Here is a 21,974-nt window from a genome sequence, read left to right as displayed (position 1 = left end):
AAAGGGGGACGACTTCCCCGCGAATGTTCCGGTCATATGGGGCTCGCCGCATGGCTTTCAAACAGACATTTGCCGCAGCCCTCGTCCTTTTCGTTGCGGTTTGCGGCGCCATTTCGTCCGCGCATGCCGGCACGTTCACGATCGTCGGCTTCGGCGACAGCCTGACGGCGGGATTCGGCTTGGGCCCGGGGGCAGGTTTCACCGACAGGCTGCAGGCGGCGCTGAAGGCGAAGGGCCTGGACGTCACCGTCGCCAATGCCGGCGTCTCCGGCGACACCACCAGCGGCGGACTGGCACGGCTCGACTGGTCGGTGCCGGACGGCACCAGGCTCGTCATCCTCGAGCTCGGCGCCAACGACATGCTGCGCGGCGTTTCGCCCGACCTTGCCGAAAAGAACCTCGACGCGATGCTGGCCAAGCTCAAGCAGCGCAACATCCCGGTGCTTCTGGCCGGCATGCGGGCCGCGCCAAATCTCGGCGCCGAATACCAGAAAGCCTTCGACGCCATCTATGCGAAGCTTACCGCGAAATACGACGTGCCGCTCTATCCGTTCTTCCTCGACGGCGTCGCCGGCCATCCCGACCTGCAGCTAGACGACGGCCTGCATCCCAACCCCAGGGGCGTCGATGTGATCGTCGAGCGCATTCTGCCCGCCGTCGAAAAGGCGATCGCCGCCAATGGCGGGGCGTCGTGAGGCTGGAATGCCACGGTTTCCGTTGGGGAAACTTTGTGGACAACAAACCGCTTGCCCCGCGCGGATATCGATGATTCGCTAGGGGTGAGAGTTTCGATTCGAGGACAGGAGGCTTTTCATGCCACGTCTTTTCACCGCCCTCGAAATTCCGCGTGACGCTGCTCTTTCGCTGTCCCTGCTCCGGGGCGGCCTGCCCGGAGCCCGCTGGATCGATGTCGAAAACTATCACCTGACGCTGCGCTTCATCGGCGATGTCGAGGGCCATGTCGCCGACGAGATCGCCAACGCACTCGACCGGGTCAACCGCCCCTCGTTCCCCCTGACGCTTTCGGGTGTCGGTGCTTTCGGGGGAAAAAAGCCGCATGCTGTGTGGGCCGGCGTGTCCGTATCGCAGGACCTGGTGGCGCTGCAGGGCGAGATCGACCGCATCTGCCAGCGGCTCGGCCTGCCCGCCGATCCGCGCAAGTTCACGCCGCATGTGACGCTTGCGCGCCTGCGCAATGCGAGCCCGCTCGACGTCGCGCAATATCTTTCGGCGCGCGGCAATTTTTCCGCGCTGCCCTTCCGCGTCGGCCGCTTCGTCCTGATGTCGTCGCGCGATTCGGTCGGCGGCGGCCCTTACATCGTCGAGGAAGCCTGGCCGTTGGTCGGCGCCGACGCGCGCGCGTCCAGCCGCTTCGCCAGCGCTTCCGACGCCTCGCGGATCATGCGGTAGACCGAAGCGAACTCTTCCGGTCCGTCATAATAGGGATCCGGCACGTCTCGTCCGCTTCCGGTCGCAAAGTCCAGATAGAGATGGACGCGGTCGCGCGCGGCCTGCGGTGCCAGCGCCTTGAGGTCGTGCACATTCGACCGGTCCATGCCGAGGATCAGGTCGAATCGCGAAAAATCCTCTGGTGCTATCTTGCGGGCCCTTTGCCCGGAAATGTCGATCCCGTGGCGAATGGCGACCGCGATCGAGCGCGGATCCGGGGCCGAGCCGACCTCCCAGCCGCTGGTCGCGGCCGAATCGAGCACGATGTCGTGACCCACTCCGCGCTCCGCCAGGACGGCGCGCAAGATGCCTTCGGCCAAAGGCGACCGGCAGATGTTGCCGAGGCAGACGAACAGAACGGAATTTATGGGCTTTGCGCTCATCGATCCGGCGCTATGGTGCGGGTCATTTTTCCCGAATAGCACAGGAAATCGACATGACCAGAGAGAAACTCAGCAAGGAAGCGATCACCGCCGCTTTGGCGGAACTCGAAGGCTGGTCGCTGGCCGCCGACGGCGCCTCCATCAAGCGCAGCTTCAGCTTCAAGAACTTTTCCGAGGCCTTCGCCTTCATGACCCGCGTGGCTTTGGCCGCCGAAAAGATGGACCATCACCCCGACTGGTCAAACGTCTACAAGACCGTCGACGTGACATTGAACACGCACGATGCCGGCGGCGTGACCGCGCTCGATATCGAATTGGCGAAGCGGATGAACCGCTACTTCGGTTAGAGGCGGCCTGCCGGACGGAGTGCGATTTCCGGGCCAACAGCCACCCGAACTCTTGCAGCGAGGCAGCGCTTTCACCACATCTCCCGCGGCGGGCCGACGTGCAAGGACACGCGCGGCCAAGGAGAGACTGATGGCGCAGGAATCCGGTTTTGATTTCTTCGGCTTTGGCGACAAGCTCGCCGGCGAAGGCGAGGTGCGCGAGAAATTCTGGCGCACCGCCAAGAAGGCTGCCCGGCAGATCCCGTTCATGGACGAGGTGGTCGCCGCCTATTATTGCGCCATGGACAAGGATACGCCGCTGCGCGCCAAGGGCATCCTCATCGCCGCGCTCGGCTATTTCGTCCTGCCGGTGGATTTCATTCCCGACGTCGTTTTCGGTCTCGGCTTCACCGACGACCTTGCCGTGCTGACCGCCGCGATCACCGCTGTCAGCGCCCATATCACGCCGGCGCACCGGCAGGCCGCCAGGGACGCACTGGCTGACAAGCGTTGACCCTGGCCGACATTTTGGCACAACGACACCGCGAAACCGCCCGCGCGAAAAGACAAACTCTTGCCGCTTTCGTGGCCTCCAAGTTCGCGCCGGGACATCGTGATCGCCGCATTTCCAGCGGTGGCGCGAATGGTGGCGGTTTCCTGGGGTGAGTTCCTTTTCTTGAGGACAATTCACCGTTTGGTAACCCTGATTAAATCAAAATGAAGCGACGGCAGGACGCCAGGCGGCCCGCCTCCGCACCAGTTGGAATACGGGAAGAACGATGCGCGGATTGATTGCTACGGTTTCGAGCCTGGTCCTGGCGGCCGCTTTTGCGGGGCCGGCGCTGGCTCAGCAGGCGACCAAGATCGGCCAGCACAACGCCTGGGGCACCTACAGCTACCAGTCGGCGGGCGGCAAAGTCTGCTACGTGCTGACGGTTCCGACCGACAAGCAGCCGCCGTCGCTCGATCACGGCGACATGTTCTTCTTCGTCAGCCAGCGCCCGGGTCAGCAGGTCTCCTACGAGCCGCAATTCATCGCCGGCTACAATTTCCAGGAAGGCTCCAAGGCCACCGTCACCATCGACAAGAAGACCTTCTCGATGTTCACCCGCGGCAAGTCGGCCTGGGTCGAGAACGCGGCAGAGGAACCGGTCCTGATCGCCGCCATGAAGACCGGCACCGACATGAAGGTGCAGGCGAAGTCCGGCCGCGGCAACCCCACTTCTTACGTCTTTTCGCTGAAGGGCATTTCGGCGGCGCTGTCCTCGATCGCCAAGTGTAAATAGCGAAAAGCCAATCTGACGATTAGGCCGGGCCTCCAAGCCCGGCCTTTTGCTTTCATCCCACCGGCTTGCCGCCGTTTCGCTCACATCGCCATTTTTTCACATTCGGCCTGGGCCTTCTTGGTCGACGTGTCGATCACGTAGGCTTTGCCCTTGGCGTCGGTGATCATCATCATGCAATGCTTGAGTGGCTTCGCCGTCTTCATCATTTCGGCGCCCATCTTCGCGTCAGGCGTCATGGTGCCCATATGCCCGTCGGGCATGATCGCCGTCACTTGCCCGCCCTTCATCATGGTCATCGTTCCCATCGCGTCCTCGGCAAGCGCCGGCGAGACGGACAGGCCGACAAGGCCGGCAATCGCTACAAGCTTGATCGAATGCATTCTGCTCACTCCCGTTTTGCGGGGGGCACAATTGCCCCTTTCAGGGTTCGCTGCGGGTTGGCGAAGCGTTACACCAACACGACTATGTGATCGGGCTGAGGACGGCGCGCAGGTCAGCGGTCACCGCCGAAGAGCGGATACTCAAGAGTAACGTCGTTGCCGATCGGCGCCTCTCCCTTCTCCCCTTGTGGGAGAAGGAAAGCCCGGCCCCATGACTCCGCCTGCAACCTGTGCTATGCGCCTCGCTTCATTTCGGGCACGATGCTGAAATCGGCCGCAAACCGCTTATATTGGCGCAACCATGACCCTTTCATTCGATCTGACCGCCGAAGGCGCACGCGACGCCTTGCGCGCCCGCACCCCGGCGGCCGAAAAGCCGTCGCTGATCGGCCTGACCCGCGCCGAGCTTGGCGCCGCCCTCGTCGCGGCCGGCATCGTCCCTGAGCGCCAGGCCAGGATGCGCGCGCAGCAGCTCTGGCACTGGATGTATGTGCGCGGCGTCTCCGACTTCGCCCATATGTTCAACATCTCCAAGGAATTGCGCGCCGAGCTCGACAAGCATTTCACCGTCGCGCGGCCCGAGATCGTCGAGGAGCAGATCTCCGCCGACGGCACGCGCAAATGGCTGTTCCGCTTTCCGCCGCGCGGCGCCGGCAGGCCGGTCGAGATCGAGACCGTCTACATTCCCGAGGAAGGCCGCGGCACGCTCTGCATCTCCTCGCAGGTCGGCTGCACGCTGACCTGCTCCTTCTGCCACACCGGCACGCAGAAGCTGGTGCGCAATCTGACGACAGAAGAAATCCTGGCGCAGTTGCTCACCGCGCGCGACCGGCTCGGCGATTTCCCCGACCGCGACACGCCGGACGGCGCCATCGTGCCGGCCGAGGGCAGAAAGGTCTCCAACATCGTCATGATGGGCATGGGCGAGCCGCTCTACAATTTCGAGGCGGTGAAGAAGGCGCTGCTGATCGCTTCCGACGGCGACGGGCTGTCCCTGTCCAAGCGCCGCATCACGCTGTCGACCTCCGGCGTCGTGCCGGAGATCGCCCGCACCGGCGAGGAGATAGGCGTCATGCTGGCGATCTCGCTGCACGCCACCAATGACGATCTGCGCGACCTTCTGGTGCCGATCAACAAGAAGTTCCCGCTGAAGGAGCTGATCGCCGCCTGCCGCGCCTATCCCGGTCTCTCCAATGCCAAGCGCATCACCTTCGAATATGTGATGCTGAAAGACGTCAACGATTCCCTCGAAGACGCCAAGGCGCTGGTGAAGCTGCTCAAGGGCATTCCGGCCAAGATCAATTTGATCCCGTTCAACCCCTGGCCCGGCACCAACTACCAGTGCTCGGACTGGGAGACGATCGAGAAGTTCGCCGACTACATCAACAATGCCGGCTATGCCTCGCCGATCCGCACGCCGCGCGGCCGCGACATCCTCGCCGCCTGCGGCCAGTTGAAGTCGGAATCGGAGCGCATGCGCAAGGTCGACCGGCTGGCGCTCGAGGCAATGATGATTGCGGGGCACGGCGAGGCGTGAGGCGTATCATCGCCTATCTCGTCCGCTTCGCCGTCATCCTGATCGGCTATGCGGTCGCCTCGCTGGCGGCCAGCGCCTTCCTCAATCTGCTCTTCCTCGGCTATTTCGCCTATGCGCCGGAGCCCGGGCATTCGACGATCGCACCCGCGCTTTATTTTTCGGTGCCTTTCGTGGCGCTGTTCGTCGCCTATTTCGGCTTCATGCCGGCGGCGATCGTCATCCTGATCGCCGAAGTGCTCGGCCGTCGCGACTGGCTGTTCTACGCGCTGGGCGGCGCCGTCATCGCCGTCGTCTTCCTCGGCTTCGCGCACAATATCGGCGATGCCGACTTCGATGTCACCGACAACAATGTCAGGCTCGCGCTGGTCGGCAGCGGCATGGTCGGCGGCATCTTCTACTGGCTCTCCGCCGGCCGCTGGGCCGGCAGCTGGCGCCGCGAGCCGTTGCTCGATCCGGAAGCCTGAGATCGGCGCAGGCTTACTTTGCCTGCGCCGTCAGGATCTTGAGCGCGAAGGCCGAGAACACGCCGCCGAACAGATAGTCGACCACGCGCGTGACGCGGGGGCTCGCCTTCATCGCCGCCGCGAATTTCTCCGCCGCCAGCACCATCGGCGCCGTCACCGGAATCGCCAGCACGACGAACATCACGCCGAGGAAGAACAGTTTTCCCGGCGCGTTCGGGTCATGCGCGGAGACGAATTGCGGCAGGAAGGTCATGAAGAACAGGATGATCTTCGGGTTGAGCAGGTTGACGCCGAGCCCGGCCGCCCAACTGCGGAACAGCGAGATCCGCGGCCCCTCCTTCTTCTCCGGCGAAAAGGCCGAGCCCTTCGTCACCGCCTGCCAGGCCAGGAAGACGAGATAGCCGGCGCCAAAGATCTTCAGCGCGAAAAAGGCCATCGGCGAAGCCACGATCAGCGCCGAGACGCCGACCACCACCAGCGTGGTATGGATCAGCGTGCCGCACAGCGCGCCGGTCATCGAGGCGAAGCCTGTGGCGCGGCCCTGGCTCAGCGTCCGCGACACGAACAGCGTCATGTCCGGTCCGGGCGTGATCGCCAGGATGACGGTCGCGATGGCGAACTGGATCAGCGTCGTGGTGTCGGGAATGAAGGACATGGCTCGCCCCTGCGGGATGGATCGCAGACCCTATAGCGCAGCCATGTCCGTTTCGCCAGCAACTGCCGGCGTGGCGGCGGCACAATCTCCCCCCTTGAGGGGGAGATGTCGCCAAAGGCGACAGAGGGGGTCGCCGCGCGTGAAGCGCCGGCATTTTTCCGCGACGAAAACAGCGCCGGCGATCTATGTGAGACGACCCCCTCTGGCCGCTTCGCGGCCATCTCCCCCTCAAGGGGGGAGATCACGTGCTGCGATTGCCTCGCCCTGCGCCCCTTCGTCTCTTGCATGAGCCGGAAACGCCGTGATACTCGCCCCCGAAAGCTTTTTACCCGCGGAACCGCCAACAATGTCCAAGACCAAAGACGTCAAGAAAGTCGTGCTCGCCTATTCCGGCGGCCTCGACACCTCCATCATCCTGAAATGGCTGCAGACCGAGCTCGGGGCCGAAGTCGTCACCTTCACTGCCGATCTCGGCCAGGGCGGCGAGCTGGAGCCGGCGCGCCGCAAGGCCGAGATGATGGGCATCAAGGATATCCGCATCGTCGACGTGCGCGAGGAATTCGTTTCCGACTTCGTCTTCCCGATGTTCCGCGCCAATGCAGTTTACGAAGGCACCTATCTGCTCGGCACCTCGATCGCCCGGCCGCTGATTTCCAAGCATCTGGTCGAGATCGCCAGGGAGACCGGCGCCGACGCAATTGCGCACGGTGCTACCGGCAAGGGCAACGACCAGGTCCGCTTCGAGCTCTCCGCCTATGCGCTGAACCCCGACATCAAGGTCATCGCGCCGTGGCGCGACTGGTCGTTCAAGTCGCGCACCGACCTGATCAACTTCGCCGAGCAGCACCAGATCCCGGTGCCGAAGGACAAGCGCGGCGACGCGCCGTTTTCGGTCGACGCCAACCTTCTGCACTCGTCCTCCGAGGGCAAGGTGCTGGAGGATCCGTGGAGCGAGCCGCCGGAATTCGTCCACCAGCGCACCGTCTCGCCGATGGACGCGCCGGACGCCGTCACCGAAATCGAGATCGAGTTCCTCAAGGGCGATCCGATCGCGCTCAACGGCAAGAAGCTGTCGCCGGCCACCATGCTGGCGGCGCTCAACGACCTCGGCCGCGACAACGGCATCGGCCGCCTCGACCTTGTCGAGAACCGCTTCGTCGGCATGAAGTCGCGCGGCGTCTATGAAACCCCCGGCGGCACCATCCTGATCGCCGCCCACCGCGCGATCGAATCGATCACGCTCGACCGTGGCGCGGCGCATCTCAAGGACGAGTTCATGCCGCGCTACGCCGAGCTCATCTACAACGGCTTCTGGTTCTCGCCCGAGCGCGTCATGCTGCAGGCGATGATCGACAAGAGCCAGGAGGATGTCGAAGGCTCGGTGCGGCTGAAGCTTTACAAGGGCAATGTCATCGTCACCGGCCGCAAGTCGAAGAAGACGCTCTATTCCGACGCGCTGGTCACCTTCGAGGACGACCGCGGCGCCTACGACCAGAAGGACGCCGCCGGCTTCATCCGCCTCAACGCGCTCCGGCTGCGCACGCTTGCGGCAAGGAATCGCCGGTGAGGCTGGTAATCTCCCCCCTCGAGGGGAGATGGCCGGCAGGCCAGAGGGGGTCGCCTCGCACAGAACACCAACGCTTTTCGCGCGATGAGAGACGACGCTGGCGCCCCACGCGCGGCGACCCCCTCTGTCGCCTTCGGCGACATCTCCCCCTCAAGGGGGGAGATTACCGCTTTCCCGGCTTTCGCTAACTTCCTGTGTAATAAACAAAAACCCGGCGTTTCCGCCGGGTTTTTGTTGCTTGGTCGCTGCCCGTGTCAGTCGGCGTCGATCGCCTCGGCGATGCGGGCGATGGCCTGCTGGTAGACGCTTGCCGAATTCCAGCCGGCGATGGCGCCCATATTCGCCTCATAGCTCGCGCCGGCGTGCCAGCCGTGACCTTTGAGGAAATTGGCGGTGGAAGCGAGCGCGGTATTTCTGTCGCGCAGGTTCCCGCTGCCGACGCCATACTTCAGGACATTTCCGGGAAGGAACTGCGTGTGGCCGATCTCGCCATGCATGGCGCCGACCGACGAGGCGCTCAACGCGCCGCGATCGACCAGCTTGAGCGCCGCAATGGCATGCGGGGTAAAGTAATCCGGGCGGCGGCAATCATAGGCCAGCGTCAAAATGGCCGAGACCGTGTTCTGGTTGCCCATCGAGGCGCCGAAGCCGGTTTCCATGCCCCAGATGGCGAGCAGCACGCCCGGCGGCACGCCGTAGTTCTGTTCGATCTTGTCGAACATCGCCGCGTTCTGCTTCTTCAGCGCACGGCCCCTGGAAATGATCGCGGCCCCGCCCCGGCGCTTCATGAACGCTTCCACCGAACCGCTGAACGCCTTGTGGATGGCGCGGTCGGCAGCGATCGTCCTGGTTGCATAAGTCGCGCCAGCCAGCGCGGACAGGCCCCGCTGACCCACGCCCTCAGCCTGCGCTTCGGCGGCGAACTGCTGCTTCCAAGCATCGAAGCCAGCGCCGTTCTTGCCGCAACTGGCCGCCGCCTGCGCGCCCGTCGCCAGTCCAAGTGCCGCCACAGCCGCGGCCACGAAAATCCTTCCCTTGGCAAAAAATGCCATATCGTTCTCCTGGTTGCCTGAATCACGTCCCGGTTGCAAATCTGCCAGTGAAACGCCCGATTGTCACCGCCCACACGGGCTGCGTGCCGCTCGCTGCTGGCGATTGCCGGGGAATTTGCCTACGATCAAGCATTTATTATGGCGGGGTGGCTTTATGGAAGACGTTGATGTCGTGATCATTGGCGCCGGTTCCGCGGACCTTGCGACGAAATAGGATCGGAACGCCGGGCGCCGCACGGCGTTTGCACGAGGCCCGCCCTTGTCCCCATGGGTTGATAGCAGATGAAGCTGTTCGACTGCCCGCATTGCGGCCACCGCCTTTATTTCGAGAACGCCCAATGCCTGAACTGTTCCAGCCTCGTGCTTTATGACCCCGCGCGGGCGCATTTCGTGCTTTCCGACGAGGCCGTTCCATGCGGCAATGCCGACGAATGCGCCTGCAACTGGCAGGCCGAGCCGGACCACGGCTTCTGCCGCGCCTGCGCACTGAACCAGACGATCCCGGACCTGTCGGTGGACGGCAACCGCCAGCGCTGGATCCGCGTCGAGGCGGCGAAGAAACGCGCCGTCTATTCGCTGCTCGCCTTCGGGCTGCCGGTCACGCCCAAGACCGGCCTCGAGGACGAAGCCGGGCTCGCCTTCGATTTCCTTGCCGATCCGATCGGCGGCGGGCCGGGCGGCGAACGCATCCTCACCGGCCACGACAACGGCCTGATCACTCTCAATGTCGCCGAAGCCGATTCCGCCGAGCGGGAACGCAGGCGCGTCGAGATGGGGGAGAATTACCGCACCTTGCTCGGCCATTTCCGCCACGAGCTCGGCCATTATTACTGGGACCGGCTGATCCGCGACGATCCCGGGCGGCTCTCGGCCTTCCGCGCCCTCTTCGGCGACGAGCAGGCCGACTACGAGCAGGCGCTGAAGGCCTACTACGCCAACGGCTCGCCGGCAGACTGGGAGCAGCGGCACATCTCGGCCTACGCGACGTCCCATCCATGGGAGGACTGGGCGGAAACCTGGGCCCATTATCTGCATATCACCGACACGCTGGAGATGGTGCATGCGCTGAATTTCCCGCTCGGCCGGCTGGAGACGGTGGAGGCCGGCGCCCTGCCCCACGGTGACACGGGTGGAAAGCTTCAGGCGGCTCCGGCCGAGCCAACCCCACCGCCCGAGCCCTTCGAGAAGGTACTGGCCCGCTGGCTGGTGCTGTCGGAGGCCTCCAATTCGATCAACCGCTGCATGGGGCTGCCCGATCTCTATCCTTTCGTCATTTCGGACGTGACTGCGCAAAAACTGGCCTTCGTCCATGCGCTTTTGACCGGGCTGCCGAAAGAAGGTGGAACAATTCGTGAGCCGGCGACGGCATTTTAGCCGGAACGCATGAGGCCTGGTTTCGTTTTCGAGCCCGAGGGAGCGTTGAAAACGGAGAGAAACCATGAAACTCGTATTGTTTCCGGCGCTTGCCGGCGCGCTGCTCGCCATGTCGGGCGCGGCCCTTGCCGACACGCCGGTCTCGGCCGTGGCCGATTTGAATGTCCGCGCCGGCCCGGGCCCGCAATATCCTGTGATCGGCGTGCTCGCGGCCGGCCAGTCGGCAACGCTCACCGGCTGCATCGCGAACAGCAAATGGTGCACCATCGCCGAAGCTGGCGGCAATGGCTGGGTCTATTCCGACTATGTGACGGGTGATTTCGGCGGCAGCCGCGTGGTGCTCACGCGCCGGCCGGCCGATGCCGGCATCGCCGTGGTGTCACCGCCGGCCGACGACGTCTATTCGCAGGACGACTATACCGGCGGCATCGTTTCGGGCGATGCGGATGCGATCGAGCCGATCGCCAGGCCGCCGGCCGAGGTGGGCACCTACGTCGCCACGCATCGGGTCGACCCGGTCTATCTCGAAGGCGAAGTGGTGACGGGCGCCACGCTGCCCGACACGGTCGAGTTGCGCGAGATCCCCGACTACAACTACCGCTACGTCTATGTGAACAACCAGCCGGCGCTGGTCGATCCGGGCACGCGACGCATCGTCTATGTGATGCGCTGATCAGGTGGATTGTGGTGGAAAGCGGCCGCCTGATGAGCGGCCGTTTTTTTAGCGACTCGGAACGGTAACCCTTTCCACTATCCGCAAGGACGATTGCGCCGAAAACGCCAATCCCCTAGATCATGCGACCGGAAGGGTTGGGGCAGGGGACCCGCGTGACCGTCGACAATGCCGCCTTCGAGCGCTACCGCCGCTCGCCGAACCAAAAAACCACTCCGCTCCGGCTTCTGCTGGGAACGGCGATCGTGGTTTTCTTCTGGCTCGCCATGACGTTCGTCGTGCTCGTCGCCGGCACCTACGCCTTCCTCGTTCTGCGTCTTCCCGGTCCGTCGACCGGACAGCCGATCCAGGATTTCCTCGCTTCGCCCATCGGCATTCTTACCGCGCTGGGGTCGTTTGCCGGCATCTGGATCGGTCTCTGGGTGGCGATGCGATTCGTGCATGGCGAGCCGCTCTCGGCGCTGATCGGCGCCAGCCGCCGCATCTCGCGCGGCGGTTTCCTCAAAGGCCTGGTCGCGGTCCTGATCACCTCGCTGTTCTCGGAGGTCCTGCTCTATTGGCTGCAGCCGGAGATCGCGCGCGGATCGATCGCGTTCTCGTCCTGGCTGCTCTTCCTCGTCCCGATCGTGCTGCTTACCTTTCTGCAGACGTCCTCGGAGGAGGCGCTGTTCCGCGGCTATCTGCTGCGCGGCCTCGCCAGCAGATTCGCCAGCCCGCTGATTTGGGCGGCGCTGCCGGGGCTTCTGTTCACCGCGCTGCATTGGAGCTCCGCCTCGACGCTCGCCATCAATGCCTGCGTGCTGGTTTCGATCGCCACCTTCGCGCTGCTTTTGACCCTTTTGGTCTATGTGACCGGCAATCTCAGCGCTGCCTTCGGCGCCCATCTCGGCAACAACCTGACCGGCTTCCTGCTGATCTCGCACCAGGAGAGCTACAACTCCTTCGCCCTGTTCAACGCCAAGCCGCTCGAGGGCCCGGGCTGGACGAATTCGGACGCCGTTCTCATCGCCGCGATCGGCATCGCAAGCACCTTGCTGACGATGCTCCTGTTTCTGCATCGCCGCTCGCCACTGAAGATCGGGCCGGACGGACCAGACAGGATCACGGTCGATCAAAAAGCCGATGGGCTCACCTGATGCGCATCACGCTGGTGGCGGAACAGGCCATTCCCTGCAAAGGCTATGGCGGCACCGAGCGGCAGGTCGACTGGCTGGCCAAAGAACTTTCTCGCCTCGGCCACCGGGTCGTCCTGATCGCCGGTCGCGGCTCGAGCCATCCGCTTTGCGAGGTGCGGCATGCGTCCTCGGCGGCCGAATGCCGCGCCGCGATCCCTGCCGATACCGACATCGTGCACTTCAATGGCTGGTACATCGATACGTCGCGTCCGGCGCTCTACACGATGCACGGCTTTGCCCCGGGATTCCCGCGGCGGGAGCAGAACTGGAGCTTCGTCAGCGCCAACCATGCGCGCAACCACGGGCGGGAAACCTTCGTCTACAACGGCTTTCCGATCGATGCCTATCGGCTGTCCGCCGCCAAGACGAACCGGCTGCTGTTTCTGGCCGGCATCGCCCGCGCCGCCAAGAACCTCAACCGGGCCGTCGATCTCGCCAGGGCTTTCGATTTCCAGCTCGACATCGCCGGCGGCCCGCGCTGGCAGCTCCTGCTGCGCTCGAAGGTTCGCCGCCAGGGCGTCTTCTTCAAGAGCCTGGGCCGCCGTTTCCGTTTCCACGGCACCATCGACGGCGATGAGAAGCTGCGCCTGCTCGGCGAGGCCAAGGCCTTCCTCAACCCGATCGCCTGGGAAGAGCCGTTCGGCATGGCGCCGGTCGAGGCCATGCTGTGCGGCACGCCGGTGCTGACCACGCCGCGCGGCGCGCTGCCGGAAATCGTCGACGACGCCACCGGACGCTTCTTCGACACCGATGCCGAGTTCGCGCAAGCCTTGGCCGACATCGCCGCGCTTTCGCCCGAGCGGTGTCGGGAATCCGCCGCCGACCGTTTTCCCATGGCGAAGACGGCACAAGGCTATCTCGAGCTTTACCGGCGCATTCTGGAGGGGGAGAGGCTGGCTTGAGCCGGGCGGGCTCCTCCTTCTCCCCTTGTGGGGTGAGAAGCGGTCCGCACAGCGGACGAAAAGCCAACTGCTTGGCTTTTCGAGCTTCGAACGCCCGGAGCTTGCGACGGGCCGGGCGGTGGATCGGCGCGCAGCGCCGAGACGGATGAGGGTGCTGGAAGGAATGAGACGCTGGCGTTCCCTGGAACACCCCTCATCCGACCGAGCTTCGCTCGGCCACCTTCTCCCACAAGGGGAGAAGGAGGAGCCCGCCCGGCCTCACACTTGACTCTTCGGCCGATTTCCTGTCTAGACGCCCTCGAATTCCGCGACGAGCACACCTTCGCGAAAGCCGACCAGGACGCCGAGGCCTCTTTGAGGCGAGTGCTGTAAAGAGATCCTGGAGGCCAACACCCGGCAGCGCGATGCGCCCCCGGGTGCTTTTTGGCTTTGCGCTTTTGCTTGGCGACCCGGCGCGAACGCACTACCTCTCGGGCATCATCCGGGTGCCAGAGAAAAGGAAGAAGAATGTTTGAATCCCTTCAGGAGCGCCTTGGCTCCATCCTGAATGGCCTGACCGGCCGCGGCGCGCTGTCAGAGGCGGATGTCTCGGCGGCGCTGCGCGAGGTGCGCCGCGCGCTGCTCGAGGCGGACGTGGCGCTGGAGGTGGTGCGTTCCTTCACCGACAAGGTGCGTGAGAAGGCGGTCGGCGCGGCTGTCCTGAAGTCGATCAAGCCCGGACAGATGGTCGTCAAGATCGTCCATGACGAGCTGGTCGACATGCTTGGCGCCGAAGGCGTCGCCGTCGACCTCAACGCGCCGGCGCCCGTCGTCGTCATGATGGTCGGCCTGCAGGGCTCCGGCAAGACGACGACCTCGGCCAAGATCGCCAAGCGCCTGACCGAGCGCCAGAACAAGAAGGTTCTGATGGCCTCGCTCGACACGCGGCGTCCGGCCGCGCAGGAGCAGCTTCGCCAGCTCGGCGAGCAGGTGAAGGTCGCGACGCTGCCGATCATCGCCGGCCAGAGCCCGGTCGACATCGCCAGGCGCGCCGTCCAGGCGGCGAAGCTCGGCGGCCATGACGTCGTCATCCTCGACACCGCCGGCCGCACCCATATCGACGAGCCGCTGATGGTCGAAATGGCCGACATCAAGAAGGTGTCGTCGCCGCACGAGATCCTGCTGGTCGCCGACTCGCTGACCGGTCAGGACGCCGTCAACCTGGCGAAAAGCTTCGACGAGCGCGTCGGCATCACCGGCCTGGTGCTCACCCGCATGGACGGCGACGGCCGCGGCGGCGCGGCGCTTTCGATGCGCGCCGTAACCGGCAAGCCGATCAAGCTGATCGGCACCGGCGAAAAGATGGACGGGCTGGAGGAATTCCACCCCAAGCGCATCGCCGACCGCATCCTCGGCATGGGCGACATCGTCTCGCTCGTCGAGAAGGCCGCCGAGACCATCGACGCCGAGCAGGCGGCGGCGATGGCCAGGAAGATGCAGTCGGGCAAGTTCGACCTGAACGACCTTGCCGCGCAGCTTCAGCAGATGTCGAAGATGGGCGGCATGGGCGGCATCATGGGCATGATGCCCGGCATGGGCAAGATGAAGGACCAGCTTGCCGCCGCCGGCTTCGATGACAAGATGTTCCGGCGCCAGCTCGCCATCATCTCCTCGATGACCAAGGCGGAGCGGGCGAACCCCGACATTCTGAAGCACTCGCGCAAGAAGCGCATCGCTTCCGGCTCCGGCACCGACGCGGCCGAGATCAACAAGCTGTTGAAGATGCATCGCGGCATGGCCGACATGATGAAGGCGATGGGCGGCAAGGGCAAAGGCGGCGGCCTGATGCGCGGCATGATGGGCGGCCTGGCCTCGAAAATGGGCCTCGGCGGCATGATGCCCGGCGGCGGCATGCCCGATCTCTCCAAGATGGATCCGAAGCAGCTCGAGGCCCTGCAGAAGCAGGCCCAGGCTGCCGGCCTCGGCAAAGGCTTGCCGGGCGGATTGCCCGGCGGACTTCCCGGCGGCGGCGGACTGCCGGGCCTGCCCGGCGGCATGAAGTTGCCTGGCCTTCCGGGTCTCGGCGGCGGTGGGCTGCCCGGCTTGGGGAAGAAGAAGTGAGGGGGCGATGAACGAGGAGAAGGACATGGCCGACGCACGCGCCATTCTGGCGGGCTACCGCGCTTCGATCGACAACATCGACGCCGCCCTCATCCATATGCTGGCCGAGCGCTTCCGCTGCACCAAGGCGGTCGGCGTGCTGAAGGCCGAGCATGGCCTGCCGCCCGCCGATCCGGCGCGCGAGCAGCAGCAGATCGCCCGCCTCCGCCAACTGGCGAAGGATGCGCATCTCGATCCGGATTTCGCGGAGAAATTCCTGAACTTCGTGGTCCGCGAAGTGATCCGTCATCACGAACAGATCGCCGCCAACAACGGCGTGACGAAAACCGGTTGAGAACCCAACCACACCGATCAACGAAATCAGAGCTTTTTAGGAGATAACAATGGCACTGAAAATCAGACTGGCCCGCGCGGGCTCGAAGAAGCGTCCTTACTACCACGTCGTCGTCGCCGACGCCCGTTCGCCCCGCGACGGCCGTTTCATCGAGGCGCTCGGCTCGTGGAACCCGCTGCTGCCGAAGGACGGCGAACGCGTCAAGGTCGATGCCGACCGCGTCAAGCACTGGCTCTCGCACGGCGCCCAGCCGACCGACCGCGTGCTGCGCTTCCTCGATGAGGCCGGCATCGCCAAGCGTGAGGCCCGCTCGAACCCGAGCAAGGCCCTGCCCGGCAAGAAGGCGCAGGAGCGCGCCGCCCTGTTGAAGAAGGCCCAGGAAGACGCCGCCGCTGCCGTTGCCGCGGCATCCGCCGCGCCGGCCGAGGCGGAAGCCGCGACCACCGAGTAATTCGGCGTTCAACTTCGTTCAATGGGAACGGCGGGCAAGATGCCCGCCGTTTTCGTTAGGTCCGCCTATAGACTCAATAGCCTTCCGGGCAGCGCGCGACATAGACGCGCCCGTAACGGTCGCGATAGCGGCACTGGCCGGCCTCGCTGGCATGGCCGATCAATGCGCCGGCGACAGCGCCGACGGCGCCGCCGACCACCGCGCCCTGTACCGGATTGTTGGCGACGGCAGCGCCGACCGCCGCGCCGCCCAGGCCGCCGATCGCGGCACCTTTTTCCGTCTGCGAACAGGCGCCCAGCGCCACCGTCAGCACCAGAATGGTAATCGCTTTCTTCATTTCAGTTCCTCTCTCACGGGATCGCCGTCCGCGCCGCCAAGTGTTTAACTCGCAGACGGCTAATTTGATCCCGAGGACCATGAAGACTGCCGGCGCTGCGCACGCCGCTGCCCAAGCTACATCGTTGAAACTGCTAACTTTTATGTTCGGTGGCGCGCTTCAAATTGGCGAGGCCGACCTCGAAATCCTTGCCGATCAGCGTGTCGAAATTCATGAACAGGCCCATCAACTTGGCGATGAACGGCCGGGCGCCACGCATCGCCCAGGTGACCGTCGTGGCCTCGCCCGATAGCGTCAAGGTGAAGTCCACTGTGTTGTTCGCCCTGAACGGCTTCTCGAAATCGAGCTTCAGCGACACCAGCGAGGATGGAACCGAGTTGGTGATCTCCATCCGGCCGACGCCGGCCTTGCCGTTGCTCTCCCAGCCGTAGGCCGCGCCCTTGCCGCCCTCGGGGCCGGAAAGCGTGCGCTTCATCTGCGGGTCGAGCTTTTCATAGGGCGACCATTCGGGCCAGCGCTTGAAATCGTTGATCAGCGGGAAGATCGCCTCGGCAGGGGCCTTGACGCTGGCCGAACGGCTGACGACGAAGTCGTTCGGCCGAGTCGCGGCATAGACAATAGACAAGCACGGCGGCGATGATGACGACGAGGATGATGAGGATGGTGGTGAACATCTTTTTCTCCTTTCGGCCACTTATCGGCTGAACGGGATCAGAGCGCGCAGCTTGGGGTCCCTTAGGAACAAGCCGGCCCATAGGATGATACCGAGATAGACGCCGAACAGCGTATGGGAGAAAAGCGGGCTGTCGACCCGCACCTTGGTGGCGATGGCGCCGCCCATATAGGCGGTGAGCAGGATGGCGCCGAGCACAGAGGTGCGCGGCACGGCGTAGAGTGCGGTCGAAATCAGTCCGATGATGCCGAGCATGCGCGCGACATTGGGATCGGCCGGCCAGCCGAGCTGCACCATCGTCTGGGTGACGATGTCGAGCGGCGGCAGCTTGATGGTGCCATCGAAGATCATGAACAGCACGATGACGGTGCTGAGCAGGCGGCCGGCCCACAGGGCGCCCGACGACACGGGCGCGGCTTGAGTAATGCTCATTGACGTTCCCTCCTGGTATTTTTGGTTCGGACGCTGGCCATCCTTGCCAGGCTCGAACCAAGGACGCCGCACGGGTCCACGGTCCGACACGTCCCGGAATATTTTTCGCAAATGCGCGCGGCTCATTCCCGCGCGCCGAACCGAACTCTCGCTCAGAGCGTCTTGAGATAGGCTTCCAGCCGCCCGTAGCTCGCCATCACCATCTGGCCGAAGCCCATCTTCACCGCCATGTCGCGGGCAGCGATCGAGTTGGCGCGGATGTTGGCTACTATCCGCGTCTTGCCGCCGGCATCCTCGAACAGGATGGTCGTCACCATGTTGGGCGGCGGCAGGGTATCCTGCCACTGGCTACGATCGAGCGGCGCGTCGCGATAGACGATCCGCTCCGGCGGGGCGATTTCCAGATAGACGCTGTTGGTCGGATATTCGCTGCCGTCGGCAAAGCGCATGGTCAAACGCCATTGCCCGCCCGGCCTCACATCCATCTCGCAGACCGGATAGGTCGACCCTTCCGGTCCCCAGAACCGCACCAGATGGTATGGGTCGGTGAAAAGCTTGAACATCAGCGCGCGTGGCGCATCGAAGGTCCGGGTGATCATGATCACCGGGTCGTCGGATGGCGTGTCGATGGTCTGATCTGTCATTTTCCCCTCTCTAGATCGTCTTGCCTCGCATCGGCGACAAATTAGTTAGCCGCCTTCAATTTTGATTTCCGCCGGGATCACCAGCCTGCAAGGCCTGTAGATAGGTTTCCAGCCGGTCGAAGCGGGCGTCCCATAGCGCGCGGTAGGACTCCAGCCATTCGTCGATCTCACGCAATGGTTCCGGCTGCAGGCGGCGCGGCCGAAACTGCGCGTCGCGGCCGCGCGCCACAAGGCCGGCGCGCTCGAGCACCTTGAGGTGCTTCGACACCGCCGGAAAGCTCATGGCAAACGGCTCCGCCAGCTCCGTGACGGAGGCCTCGCCGAGCGCCAGCCGCGCCAGGATGGCGCGGCGAGTCGGGTCGGCAAGCGCCGCGAGAGTCAGGCTGAGGCTATCCGACGTCATTTATTAAACCAAGTAGTTATGTAACCTTTTGGTTCTATACGAGACGCTGGCGACCGAGTCAAGCGGCACGGTCCAAGATCGAATCCATGGCAACGCTTATCCGGCTCGCAAACCGGACGGCCAGGTTGGAAGGCTTTCGGTGGCCTCAGGAGAAATAGAACTTGTCGGCCGGGATCATCTTCGGCGGCGTCTCGCCCAGCGCCTCGAACACCGAAATCTCGCAGACGCGGCAGAGCCCGTCCAGCGCAAGGTCGTTGGGTTGGGTACCGAACGGATCCTCGAGTTCCTCCGATAAAGCGTCGAGGCCGAAGAAAGTGTAGGCGATCAGTGCTGTGAACAAGGGCGTCGCCCAGCCAGCAGCCGAGGCCAGCCCGAACGGCAGGAGCAGGCAGAAGATGTAGGCCGTCCGCTGCAGGAGCAGCGTGTAGGCGAAGGGCAGCGGCGTGCCCATGATGCGCTCGCAGCCGGCCTGGGCGGCGGCGATTTCCGACAGCCGCTCGTCGAGGATGCGGTAGCCGATCGTGTCGATCGCGCCGGCCTTGCGCAGCGCCGCGACGCGCGCGCCCATCCGGCGCACCATGGCGTCGGGCGCGTTGGAGGCGCGCGCGACCGATTCGGCCTCGTCGCCAATGAAGCCGCGTGCTTCGGAGAGGGCATCGACTCGCCTGATCAGGCCGCGCAGGAAATGGCAGAAGGCGATCGCGTCCATCAACAGGCCGCGCAATTCGGTCCGATCCTCGATCAGTCCGGTCGAGGCGCGCGCCAGGTTGCGGATGTCGAAGACGAGCTGGCCCCACAGCTTGCGTGCCTCCCACCAGCGGTCATAGGCGGCGTTGTTGCGGAAGCCGAGATAGATCGATAGCGCAACGCCGAGCAAAGCGAACGGCGCGGTGCCGGCATTGCCGAAATCGAGCTTCAGTGCCCGAACGATGACCACCACCAGCGCGCCATAGGCGGCGAAGCCGAAGATCTGCGGCAGGATGCGCGGCACCACAGAACCACGCATGATGAAGAACAGGTGCAGGAACCCTGGACGCGGGCGAACGATCATCGAAACCCCTCAAGCCAACGTGATACGCGTTCTTGTGCAACGCACAAGCCGGGTAAGCTCAGCCATCGGCGACATTTCCGTGTCGTTGGCGCTTTCGGCAACCGACCGGCCGGTCTAATGACGCTGTTATCGCGCCAGAGCAATTCCAGGAAAAGTGTGTAACGGTTTTCCGTCCGCAATTGCGTAAAAACAGCTAGTTGAAGCGACGCGTTGCTTGGGAGGAGAGATGAACGGCGAGACCGACCTGCAAAGACTGTTGGCGTCGATGACGCCGCACCTGTTGCCCGGCGTCTATGTCTTCGCGACGCTGGCGCCGGGTGCGGCCGTGCCGGACGGACTTGAGCCGGTTATGCAGTTTCGGGAGCGGGAAGGCCTGACGCTTATCTTGCCGGAGGACCAGGCAAAGGCGGCCGGCCTCATGGGCGCATTCCGCTGTTGCATGATCACGCTGAACGTCCATTCCTCGCTGGAAGCCGTCGGCTTCCTGGCCGCCATCACGACACGGCTGGCTACGGCCGGCATGGGCGTCAATCCGGTTTCGGCGTTCTATCATGACCATCTGTTCGTGCCGGCGGAGCGGGCGGAGGAGGCGATGAAGCTATTGCAGGAATTGGCGCAAGCCTTCCCTTCTCCCCTTGTGGGAGAAGGTGTCGCCGAAGGCGACGGATGAGGGTGTTCCAGCGGAGTGAGACGTCGGCGTTCCCTGGAACACCCCTCATCCGTCTCGGCGCTGCGCGCCGATCCACCTTCTCCCACAAGGGGAGAAGGGAGGTCGCGATTACGGCCGAAGGCCGGAGCCCGCGACTGCGGGCCGCCGGTCGTCCGGCGCCCCCGCGGAGGGCCAGCCGCGGCAGCGGCGGTGCGGCCCGTGAGCGAAACCAACCGGCCGAAGGCCGAGCCCGCGACCGCGGGCCGCCGGTCGTCCGGCGCCCCCGCGGAGGGCCAGCCGCGGCAGCGGCGGTGCGGCCCGTGAGCTAAATTAAGCCGCCTTCTTCTTCGGCTGGATCAAGCCCCGCGCGACCAGCAGCTCGGCGATCTGGACGGCGTTGAGGGCCGCGCCCTTGCGCAGATTGTCGGAAACGACCCACATCGACAGGCCGTTGTCGACGGTCGAATCCTCGCGGATGCGCGAGATGAAGGTGGCGTCTTCGCCGGCCGATTCGAGCGGCGTGATGTAGCCGCCGTTCTCGCGCTTATCGAGAACCTGGCAGCCGGGCGCGTCTCGAAGAATTTCCCTCGCCTCGTCCGCCGTGATCGGCTTCTCGAACTCGATGTTGACCGCTTCCGAATGGCCGATGAACACCGGCACGCGCACGCAGGTCGCCGTCAGCTTGATCTTGGGGTCGAGCATCTTCTTGGTCTCGGCCACCATCTTCCACTCTTCCTTGGTGAAGCCGTCGTCGAGGAAGACGTCGATATGCGGGATGACGTTGAAGGCGATGCGCTTGGTGAACTTCTTGACGTCGACCTGGTCGGCGACGAAGACGGCGCGGGTCTGCGTGAACAGCTCGTCCATGCCTTCCTTGCCGGCGCCGGAGACCGACTGGTAGGTGGCGACGACGACGCGCTTGATGGTGGCGACGTCGTGCAGCGGCTTCAGCGCCACCACGAGCTGCGCCGTCGAGCAGTTCGGATTGGCGATGATGTTCTTGCGCGAGAACAGCTCGACCGCATCCGGATTCACTTCCGGCACGATCAGCGGCACGTCCGGATCGTAGCGGAAGGCCGAGGAATTATCGATGACCACGCAGCCCTGCTTGCCGATCTTGGGCGACCATTCCTTGGACACGTTGCCGCCGGCCGACATGACGCAGATGTCGGTGTCGGAAAAATCATAGGTGTCGAGCGCCTTGACCTTCAGCGTGCGGTCGCCGAAGGACACCTCGGTGCCCTGGCTGCGCCGCGAGGCCAGCGCCACCACCTCGCTCGCCGGGAAGCCGCGCTCGTCCAGAATGCTGAGCATTTCGCGGCCCACATTGCCCGTGGCGCCGACTACCGCAACCTTGAAACTCATCGATATCTCCTGTCCCTCTCCGCTTGGTTGTTGGAGAAACCCGCCGGCCTCATGCGGGTTCCGTCCCCCGGGCCGAACCCGGGAGAGGGTGGTTAGGCCAAGGGAATCACACCGTTTTGGTGGTGGTTTTGGCCACAGTTTTGCTGGAACCCAGAATCTTGCTGGAACGGACGGACGCGCCGAAGCGCCCGGCCCGATGCTGCGCATCGTGGCTGGAGGCATCGAATGCAAGAAGAGCCATCAGAAGGCCGCGCATCGAAAAAGATCCCGTTCGCTGCGGGCTTTTACGCGCTTTGATAAAAGAGTCAATCG

Annotated in this window: 27 protein-coding genes and 1 pseudogene; 16 read left to right on the top strand and 12 right to left on the bottom strand. The window is 64.4% G+C overall.

The annotated features are described in order from the left end of the window. Positions 1 to 50 precede the first annotated feature (50 nt). The gene (locus EJ070_RS09755) at positions 51 to 695 is read left to right on the top strand and encodes an arylesterase (RefSeq protein WP_126091162.1); all 645 of its coding nucleotides are present in this window, start codon (positions 51 to 53) and stop codon (positions 693 to 695) included. Between the two features lie 118 nt (positions 696 to 813). Beyond that, the gene (gene thpR, locus EJ070_RS09750; RefSeq protein ID WP_126091161.1) at positions 814 to 1,410 is read left to right on the top strand and encodes an RNA 2',3'-cyclic phosphodiesterase; all 597 of its coding nucleotides are present in this window, start codon (positions 814 to 816) and stop codon (positions 1,408 to 1,410) included. Here the strand turns inward: thpR and EJ070_RS09745 are convergent. Next, positions 1,314 to 1,832 carry a low molecular weight protein-tyrosine-phosphatase gene (locus EJ070_RS09745; RefSeq protein WP_126091160.1) on the bottom strand — a complete coding sequence of 173 codons (519 nt, stop codon included), beginning with the start codon at positions 1,830 to 1,832 and terminating at the stop codon, positions 1,314 to 1,316. The genes thpR and EJ070_RS09745 overlap by 97 nt on opposite strands. Before the next feature lie 53 nt (positions 1,833 to 1,885). On the opposite strand from EJ070_RS09745, the gene EJ070_RS09740 reads away from it, so the two are divergent. The 3 genes from EJ070_RS09740 (at position 1,886) to EJ070_RS09730 (ending at position 3,444) form a co-directional block, all read left to right on the top strand. Further along, positions 1,886 to 2,179, top strand: a complete 294-nt coding sequence (locus tag EJ070_RS09740; protein WP_126091159.1) for a 4a-hydroxytetrahydrobiopterin dehydratase — start codon at positions 1,886 to 1,888, stop codon at positions 2,177 to 2,179. A 130-nt stretch (positions 2,180 to 2,309) separates the two neighbouring features. Continuing rightward, positions 2,310 to 2,672 carry a YkvA family protein gene (locus tag EJ070_RS09735; RefSeq protein WP_126091158.1) on the top strand — a complete coding sequence of 121 codons (363 nt, stop codon included), beginning with the start codon at positions 2,310 to 2,312 and terminating at the stop codon, positions 2,670 to 2,672. A 265-nt stretch (positions 2,673 to 2,937) separates the two neighbouring features. After that, a complete protein-coding gene (locus EJ070_RS09730; RefSeq protein ID WP_126091157.1) occupies positions 2,938 to 3,444 on the top strand; it encodes an invasion associated locus B family protein in 507 nt (168 codons plus the stop codon). Between the two features lie 80 nt (positions 3,445 to 3,524). Here EJ070_RS09730 and EJ070_RS09725 read toward each other — a convergent pair whose 3' ends face one another. Continuing rightward, a complete protein-coding gene (locus tag EJ070_RS09725; RefSeq protein WP_126091156.1) occupies positions 3,525 to 3,824 on the bottom strand; it encodes a hypothetical protein in 300 nt (99 codons plus the stop codon). 301 nt (positions 3,825 to 4,125) lie between these two features. On the opposite strand from EJ070_RS09725, the gene rlmN reads away from it, so the two are divergent. Together rlmN and EJ070_RS09715 are read left to right on the top strand one after the other, a co-directional pair. Continuing rightward, entirely contained in the window at positions 4,126 to 5,361 is a 1,236-nt protein-coding gene (gene rlmN, locus EJ070_RS09720) for a 23S rRNA (adenine(2503)-C(2))-methyltransferase RlmN (RefSeq protein ID WP_126091155.1), read from the top strand. Continuing rightward, the gene (locus tag EJ070_RS09715; RefSeq protein ID WP_126091154.1) at positions 5,358 to 5,825 is read left to right on the top strand and encodes a hypothetical protein; all 468 of its coding nucleotides are present in this window, start codon (positions 5,358 to 5,360) and stop codon (positions 5,823 to 5,825) included. Before rlmN ends, EJ070_RS09715 begins: the two co-directional genes overlap by 4 nt. A 13-nt stretch (positions 5,826 to 5,838) precedes the next feature. Here EJ070_RS09715 and EJ070_RS09710 read toward each other — a convergent pair whose 3' ends face one another. Beyond that, a complete protein-coding gene (locus tag EJ070_RS09710) occupies positions 5,839 to 6,480 on the bottom strand; it encodes a LysE family translocator (RefSeq protein ID WP_126091153.1) in 642 nt (213 codons plus the stop codon). A gap of 346 nt (positions 6,481 to 6,826) precedes the next feature. Between EJ070_RS09710 and EJ070_RS09700 the strand changes: the two genes are divergently transcribed. Beyond that, complete coding sequence (locus EJ070_RS09700; protein ID WP_126091151.1) at positions 6,827 to 8,047, top strand: argininosuccinate synthase; 1,221 nt, start codon at positions 6,827 to 6,829, stop codon at positions 8,045 to 8,047. Between the two features lie 254 nt (positions 8,048 to 8,301). On the opposite strand, the gene EJ070_RS09695 is transcribed toward EJ070_RS09700, so the two are convergent. After that, the gene (locus tag EJ070_RS09695) at positions 8,302 to 9,099 is read right to left on the bottom strand and encodes a lytic transglycosylase domain-containing protein (protein ID WP_126091150.1); all 798 of its coding nucleotides are present in this window, start codon (positions 9,097 to 9,099) and stop codon (positions 8,302 to 8,304) included. A 282-nt stretch (positions 9,100 to 9,381) separates the two neighbouring features. Between EJ070_RS09695 and EJ070_RS09690 the strand changes: the two genes are divergently transcribed. The 7 genes from EJ070_RS09690 to rpsP all read left to right on the top strand — a co-directional run bounded on the left by EJ070_RS09690 (position 9,382) and on the right by rpsP (position 16,108). Continuing rightward, complete coding sequence (locus tag EJ070_RS09690; protein WP_126091149.1) at positions 9,382 to 10,473, top strand: putative zinc-binding metallopeptidase; 1,092 nt, start codon at positions 9,382 to 9,384, stop codon at positions 10,471 to 10,473. Between the two features lie 64 nt (positions 10,474 to 10,537). Continuing rightward, positions 10,538 to 11,146: a DUF1236 domain-containing protein gene (locus EJ070_RS09685; protein WP_126091148.1), complete on the top strand. Its 609-nt coding sequence runs from the start codon at positions 10,538 to 10,540 to the stop codon at positions 11,144 to 11,146. A 155-nt stretch (positions 11,147 to 11,301) separates the two neighbouring features. Continuing rightward, complete coding sequence (locus EJ070_RS09680) at positions 11,302 to 12,282, top strand: CPBP family intramembrane glutamic endopeptidase (RefSeq protein WP_126091147.1); 981 nt, start codon at positions 11,302 to 11,304, stop codon at positions 12,280 to 12,282. Then, positions 12,282 to 13,223, top strand: coding sequence for a glycosyltransferase (locus tag EJ070_RS09675; RefSeq protein ID WP_126091146.1), 942 nt, complete (start codon positions 12,282 to 12,284; stop codon positions 13,221 to 13,223). Before EJ070_RS09680 ends, EJ070_RS09675 begins: the two co-directional genes overlap by 1 nt. A 507-nt stretch (positions 13,224 to 13,730) precedes the next feature. Beyond that, a complete protein-coding gene (gene ffh / locus EJ070_RS09670) occupies positions 13,731 to 15,323 on the top strand; it encodes a signal recognition particle protein (protein ID WP_126091145.1) in 1,593 nt (530 codons plus the stop codon). Between the two features lie 7 nt (positions 15,324 to 15,330). Continuing rightward, positions 15,331 to 15,657 (top strand): chorismate mutase, encoded by a 327-nt coding sequence (locus EJ070_RS09665; RefSeq protein ID WP_126091144.1) that lies wholly within the window; start codon positions 15,331 to 15,333, stop codon positions 15,655 to 15,657. Between the two features lie 49 nt (positions 15,658 to 15,706). Next, entirely contained in the window at positions 15,707 to 16,108 is a 402-nt protein-coding gene (gene rpsP / locus EJ070_RS09660) for a 30S ribosomal protein S16 (protein WP_126091143.1), read from the top strand. Between the two features lie 73 nt (positions 16,109 to 16,181). Here the strand turns inward: rpsP and EJ070_RS09655 are convergent, their stop codons facing one another. The 6 genes and pseudogenes from EJ070_RS09655 to EJ070_RS09630 all read right to left on the bottom strand — a co-directional run bounded on the left by EJ070_RS09655 (position 16,182) and on the right by EJ070_RS09630 (position 19,648). Beyond that, positions 16,182 to 16,445 (bottom strand): YMGG-like glycine zipper-containing protein, encoded by a 264-nt coding sequence (locus EJ070_RS09655; protein WP_126091142.1) that lies wholly within the window; start codon positions 16,443 to 16,445, stop codon positions 16,182 to 16,184. Positions 16,446 to 16,578: 133 nt separating this feature from the next. Further along, a pseudogene (locus tag EJ070_RS09650) lies at positions 16,579 to 17,119 on the bottom strand (SRPBCC family protein). A gap of 20 nt (positions 17,120 to 17,139) precedes the next feature. Next, positions 17,140 to 17,550 (bottom strand): DoxX family protein, encoded by a 411-nt coding sequence (locus EJ070_RS09645; RefSeq protein WP_126091141.1) that lies wholly within the window; start codon positions 17,548 to 17,550, stop codon positions 17,140 to 17,142. 152 nt (positions 17,551 to 17,702) lie between these two features. Continuing rightward, entirely contained in the window at positions 17,703 to 18,194 is a 492-nt protein-coding gene (locus tag EJ070_RS09640; RefSeq protein WP_126091140.1) for an SRPBCC domain-containing protein, read from the bottom strand. A gap of 55 nt (positions 18,195 to 18,249) precedes the next feature. After that, a complete protein-coding gene (locus EJ070_RS09635; RefSeq protein WP_126091139.1) occupies positions 18,250 to 18,597 on the bottom strand; it encodes a metalloregulator ArsR/SmtB family transcription factor in 348 nt (115 codons plus the stop codon). 145 nt (positions 18,598 to 18,742) lie between these two features. Next, complete coding sequence (locus tag EJ070_RS09630) at positions 18,743 to 19,648, bottom strand: bestrophin family ion channel (protein WP_126091138.1); 906 nt, start codon at positions 19,646 to 19,648, stop codon at positions 18,743 to 18,745. A gap of 226 nt (positions 19,649 to 19,874) precedes the next feature. On the opposite strand from EJ070_RS09630, the gene EJ070_RS09625 reads away from it, so the two are divergent. Then, positions 19,875 to 20,318 carry an ACT domain-containing protein gene (locus EJ070_RS09625; RefSeq protein WP_126091137.1) on the top strand — a complete coding sequence of 148 codons (444 nt, stop codon included), beginning with the start codon at positions 19,875 to 19,877 and terminating at the stop codon, positions 20,316 to 20,318. A gap of 309 nt (positions 20,319 to 20,627) precedes the next feature. Here the strand turns inward: EJ070_RS09625 and EJ070_RS09620 are convergent, their stop codons facing one another. Together EJ070_RS09620 and EJ070_RS36230 are read right to left on the bottom strand one after the other, a co-directional pair. Further along, positions 20,628 to 21,662 (bottom strand): aspartate-semialdehyde dehydrogenase, encoded by a 1,035-nt coding sequence (locus tag EJ070_RS09620; protein ID WP_126091136.1) that lies wholly within the window; start codon positions 21,660 to 21,662, stop codon positions 20,628 to 20,630. 106 nt (positions 21,663 to 21,768) lie between these two features. After that, on the bottom strand, positions 21,769 to 21,918 hold the full coding sequence (locus tag EJ070_RS36230; RefSeq protein ID WP_189350462.1) for a hypothetical protein: 150 nt from the start codon (positions 21,916 to 21,918) through the stop codon (positions 21,769 to 21,771). Between the last annotated feature and the right edge of the window lie 56 nt (positions 21,919 to 21,974).

Origin of the sequence: Mesorhizobium sp. M1E.F.Ca.ET.045.02.1.1, assembly GCF_003952485.1 — a bacterium.
GTDB lineage: Bacteria > Pseudomonadota > Alphaproteobacteria > Rhizobiales > Rhizobiaceae > Mesorhizobium.
The sequence above is the reverse complement of the archived record's forward strand: the minus strand, read 5'-3'. Positions and strand labels throughout refer to the sequence as shown.

Excerpts from the sequence above, each read along its gene's own strand:
- EJ070_RS09755 (WP_126091162.1), top strand. The coding sequence starts at position 51 with ATGGCTTTCAAACAGACATTTGCCGCAGCCCTCGTCCTTTTCGTTGCG.
- thpR (WP_126091161.1), top strand. The coding sequence starts at position 814 with ATGCCACGTCTTTTCACCGCCCTCGAAATTCCGCGTGACGCTGCTCTT.
- EJ070_RS09745 (WP_126091160.1), bottom strand. The coding sequence starts at position 1,832 with ATGAGCGCAAAGCCCATAAATTCCGTTCTGTTCGTCTGCCTCGGCAAC.
- EJ070_RS09740 (WP_126091159.1), top strand. The coding sequence starts at position 1,886 with ATGACCAGAGAGAAACTCAGCAAGGAAGCGATCACCGCCGCTTTGGCG.
- EJ070_RS09735 (WP_126091158.1), top strand. The coding sequence starts at position 2,310 with ATGGCGCAGGAATCCGGTTTTGATTTCTTCGGCTTTGGCGACAAGCTC.
- EJ070_RS09730 (WP_126091157.1), top strand. The coding sequence starts at position 2,938 with ATGCGCGGATTGATTGCTACGGTTTCGAGCCTGGTCCTGGCGGCCGCT.
- EJ070_RS09725 (WP_126091156.1), bottom strand. The coding sequence starts at position 3,824 with ATGCATTCGATCAAGCTTGTAGCGATTGCCGGCCTTGTCGGCCTGTCC.
- rlmN (WP_126091155.1), top strand. The coding sequence starts at position 4,126 with ATGACCCTTTCATTCGATCTGACCGCCGAAGGCGCACGCGACGCCTTG.
- EJ070_RS09710 (WP_126091153.1), bottom strand. The coding sequence starts at position 6,480 with ATGTCCTTCATTCCCGACACCACGACGCTGATCCAGTTCGCCATCGCG.
- EJ070_RS09700 (WP_126091151.1), top strand. The coding sequence starts at position 6,827 with ATGTCCAAGACCAAAGACGTCAAGAAAGTCGTGCTCGCCTATTCCGGC.
- EJ070_RS09695 (WP_126091150.1), bottom strand. The coding sequence starts at position 9,099 with ATGGCATTTTTTGCCAAGGGAAGGATTTTCGTGGCCGCGGCTGTGGCG.
- EJ070_RS09690 (WP_126091149.1), top strand. The coding sequence starts at position 9,382 with ATGAAGCTGTTCGACTGCCCGCATTGCGGCCACCGCCTTTATTTCGAG.
- EJ070_RS09685 (WP_126091148.1), top strand. The coding sequence starts at position 10,538 with ATGAAACTCGTATTGTTTCCGGCGCTTGCCGGCGCGCTGCTCGCCATG.
- EJ070_RS09675 (WP_126091146.1), top strand. The coding sequence starts at position 12,282 with ATGCGCATCACGCTGGTGGCGGAACAGGCCATTCCCTGCAAAGGCTAT.
- ffh (WP_126091145.1), top strand. The coding sequence starts at position 13,731 with ATGTTTGAATCCCTTCAGGAGCGCCTTGGCTCCATCCTGAATGGCCTG.
- EJ070_RS09665 (WP_126091144.1), top strand. The coding sequence starts at position 15,331 with ATGAACGAGGAGAAGGACATGGCCGACGCACGCGCCATTCTGGCGGGC.
- rpsP (WP_126091143.1), top strand. The coding sequence starts at position 15,707 with ATGGCACTGAAAATCAGACTGGCCCGCGCGGGCTCGAAGAAGCGTCCT.
- EJ070_RS09655 (WP_126091142.1), bottom strand. The coding sequence starts at position 16,445 with ATGAAGAAAGCGATTACCATTCTGGTGCTGACGGTGGCGCTGGGCGCC.
- EJ070_RS09645 (WP_126091141.1), bottom strand. The coding sequence starts at position 17,550 with ATGAGCATTACTCAAGCCGCGCCCGTGTCGTCGGGCGCCCTGTGGGCC.
- EJ070_RS09640 (WP_126091140.1), bottom strand. The coding sequence starts at position 18,194 with ATGACAGATCAGACCATCGACACGCCATCCGACGACCCGGTGATCATG.
- EJ070_RS09635 (WP_126091139.1), bottom strand. The coding sequence starts at position 18,597 with ATGACGTCGGATAGCCTCAGCCTGACTCTCGCGGCGCTTGCCGACCCG.
- EJ070_RS09630 (WP_126091138.1), bottom strand. The coding sequence starts at position 19,648 with ATGATCGTTCGCCCGCGTCCAGGGTTCCTGCACCTGTTCTTCATCATG.
- EJ070_RS09625 (WP_126091137.1), top strand. The coding sequence starts at position 19,875 with ATGAACGGCGAGACCGACCTGCAAAGACTGTTGGCGTCGATGACGCCG.
- EJ070_RS09620 (WP_126091136.1), bottom strand. The coding sequence starts at position 21,662 with ATGAGTTTCAAGGTTGCGGTAGTCGGCGCCACGGGCAATGTGGGCCGC.
- EJ070_RS36230 (WP_189350462.1), bottom strand. The coding sequence starts at position 21,918 with ATGCGCGGCCTTCTGATGGCTCTTCTTGCATTCGATGCCTCCAGCCAC.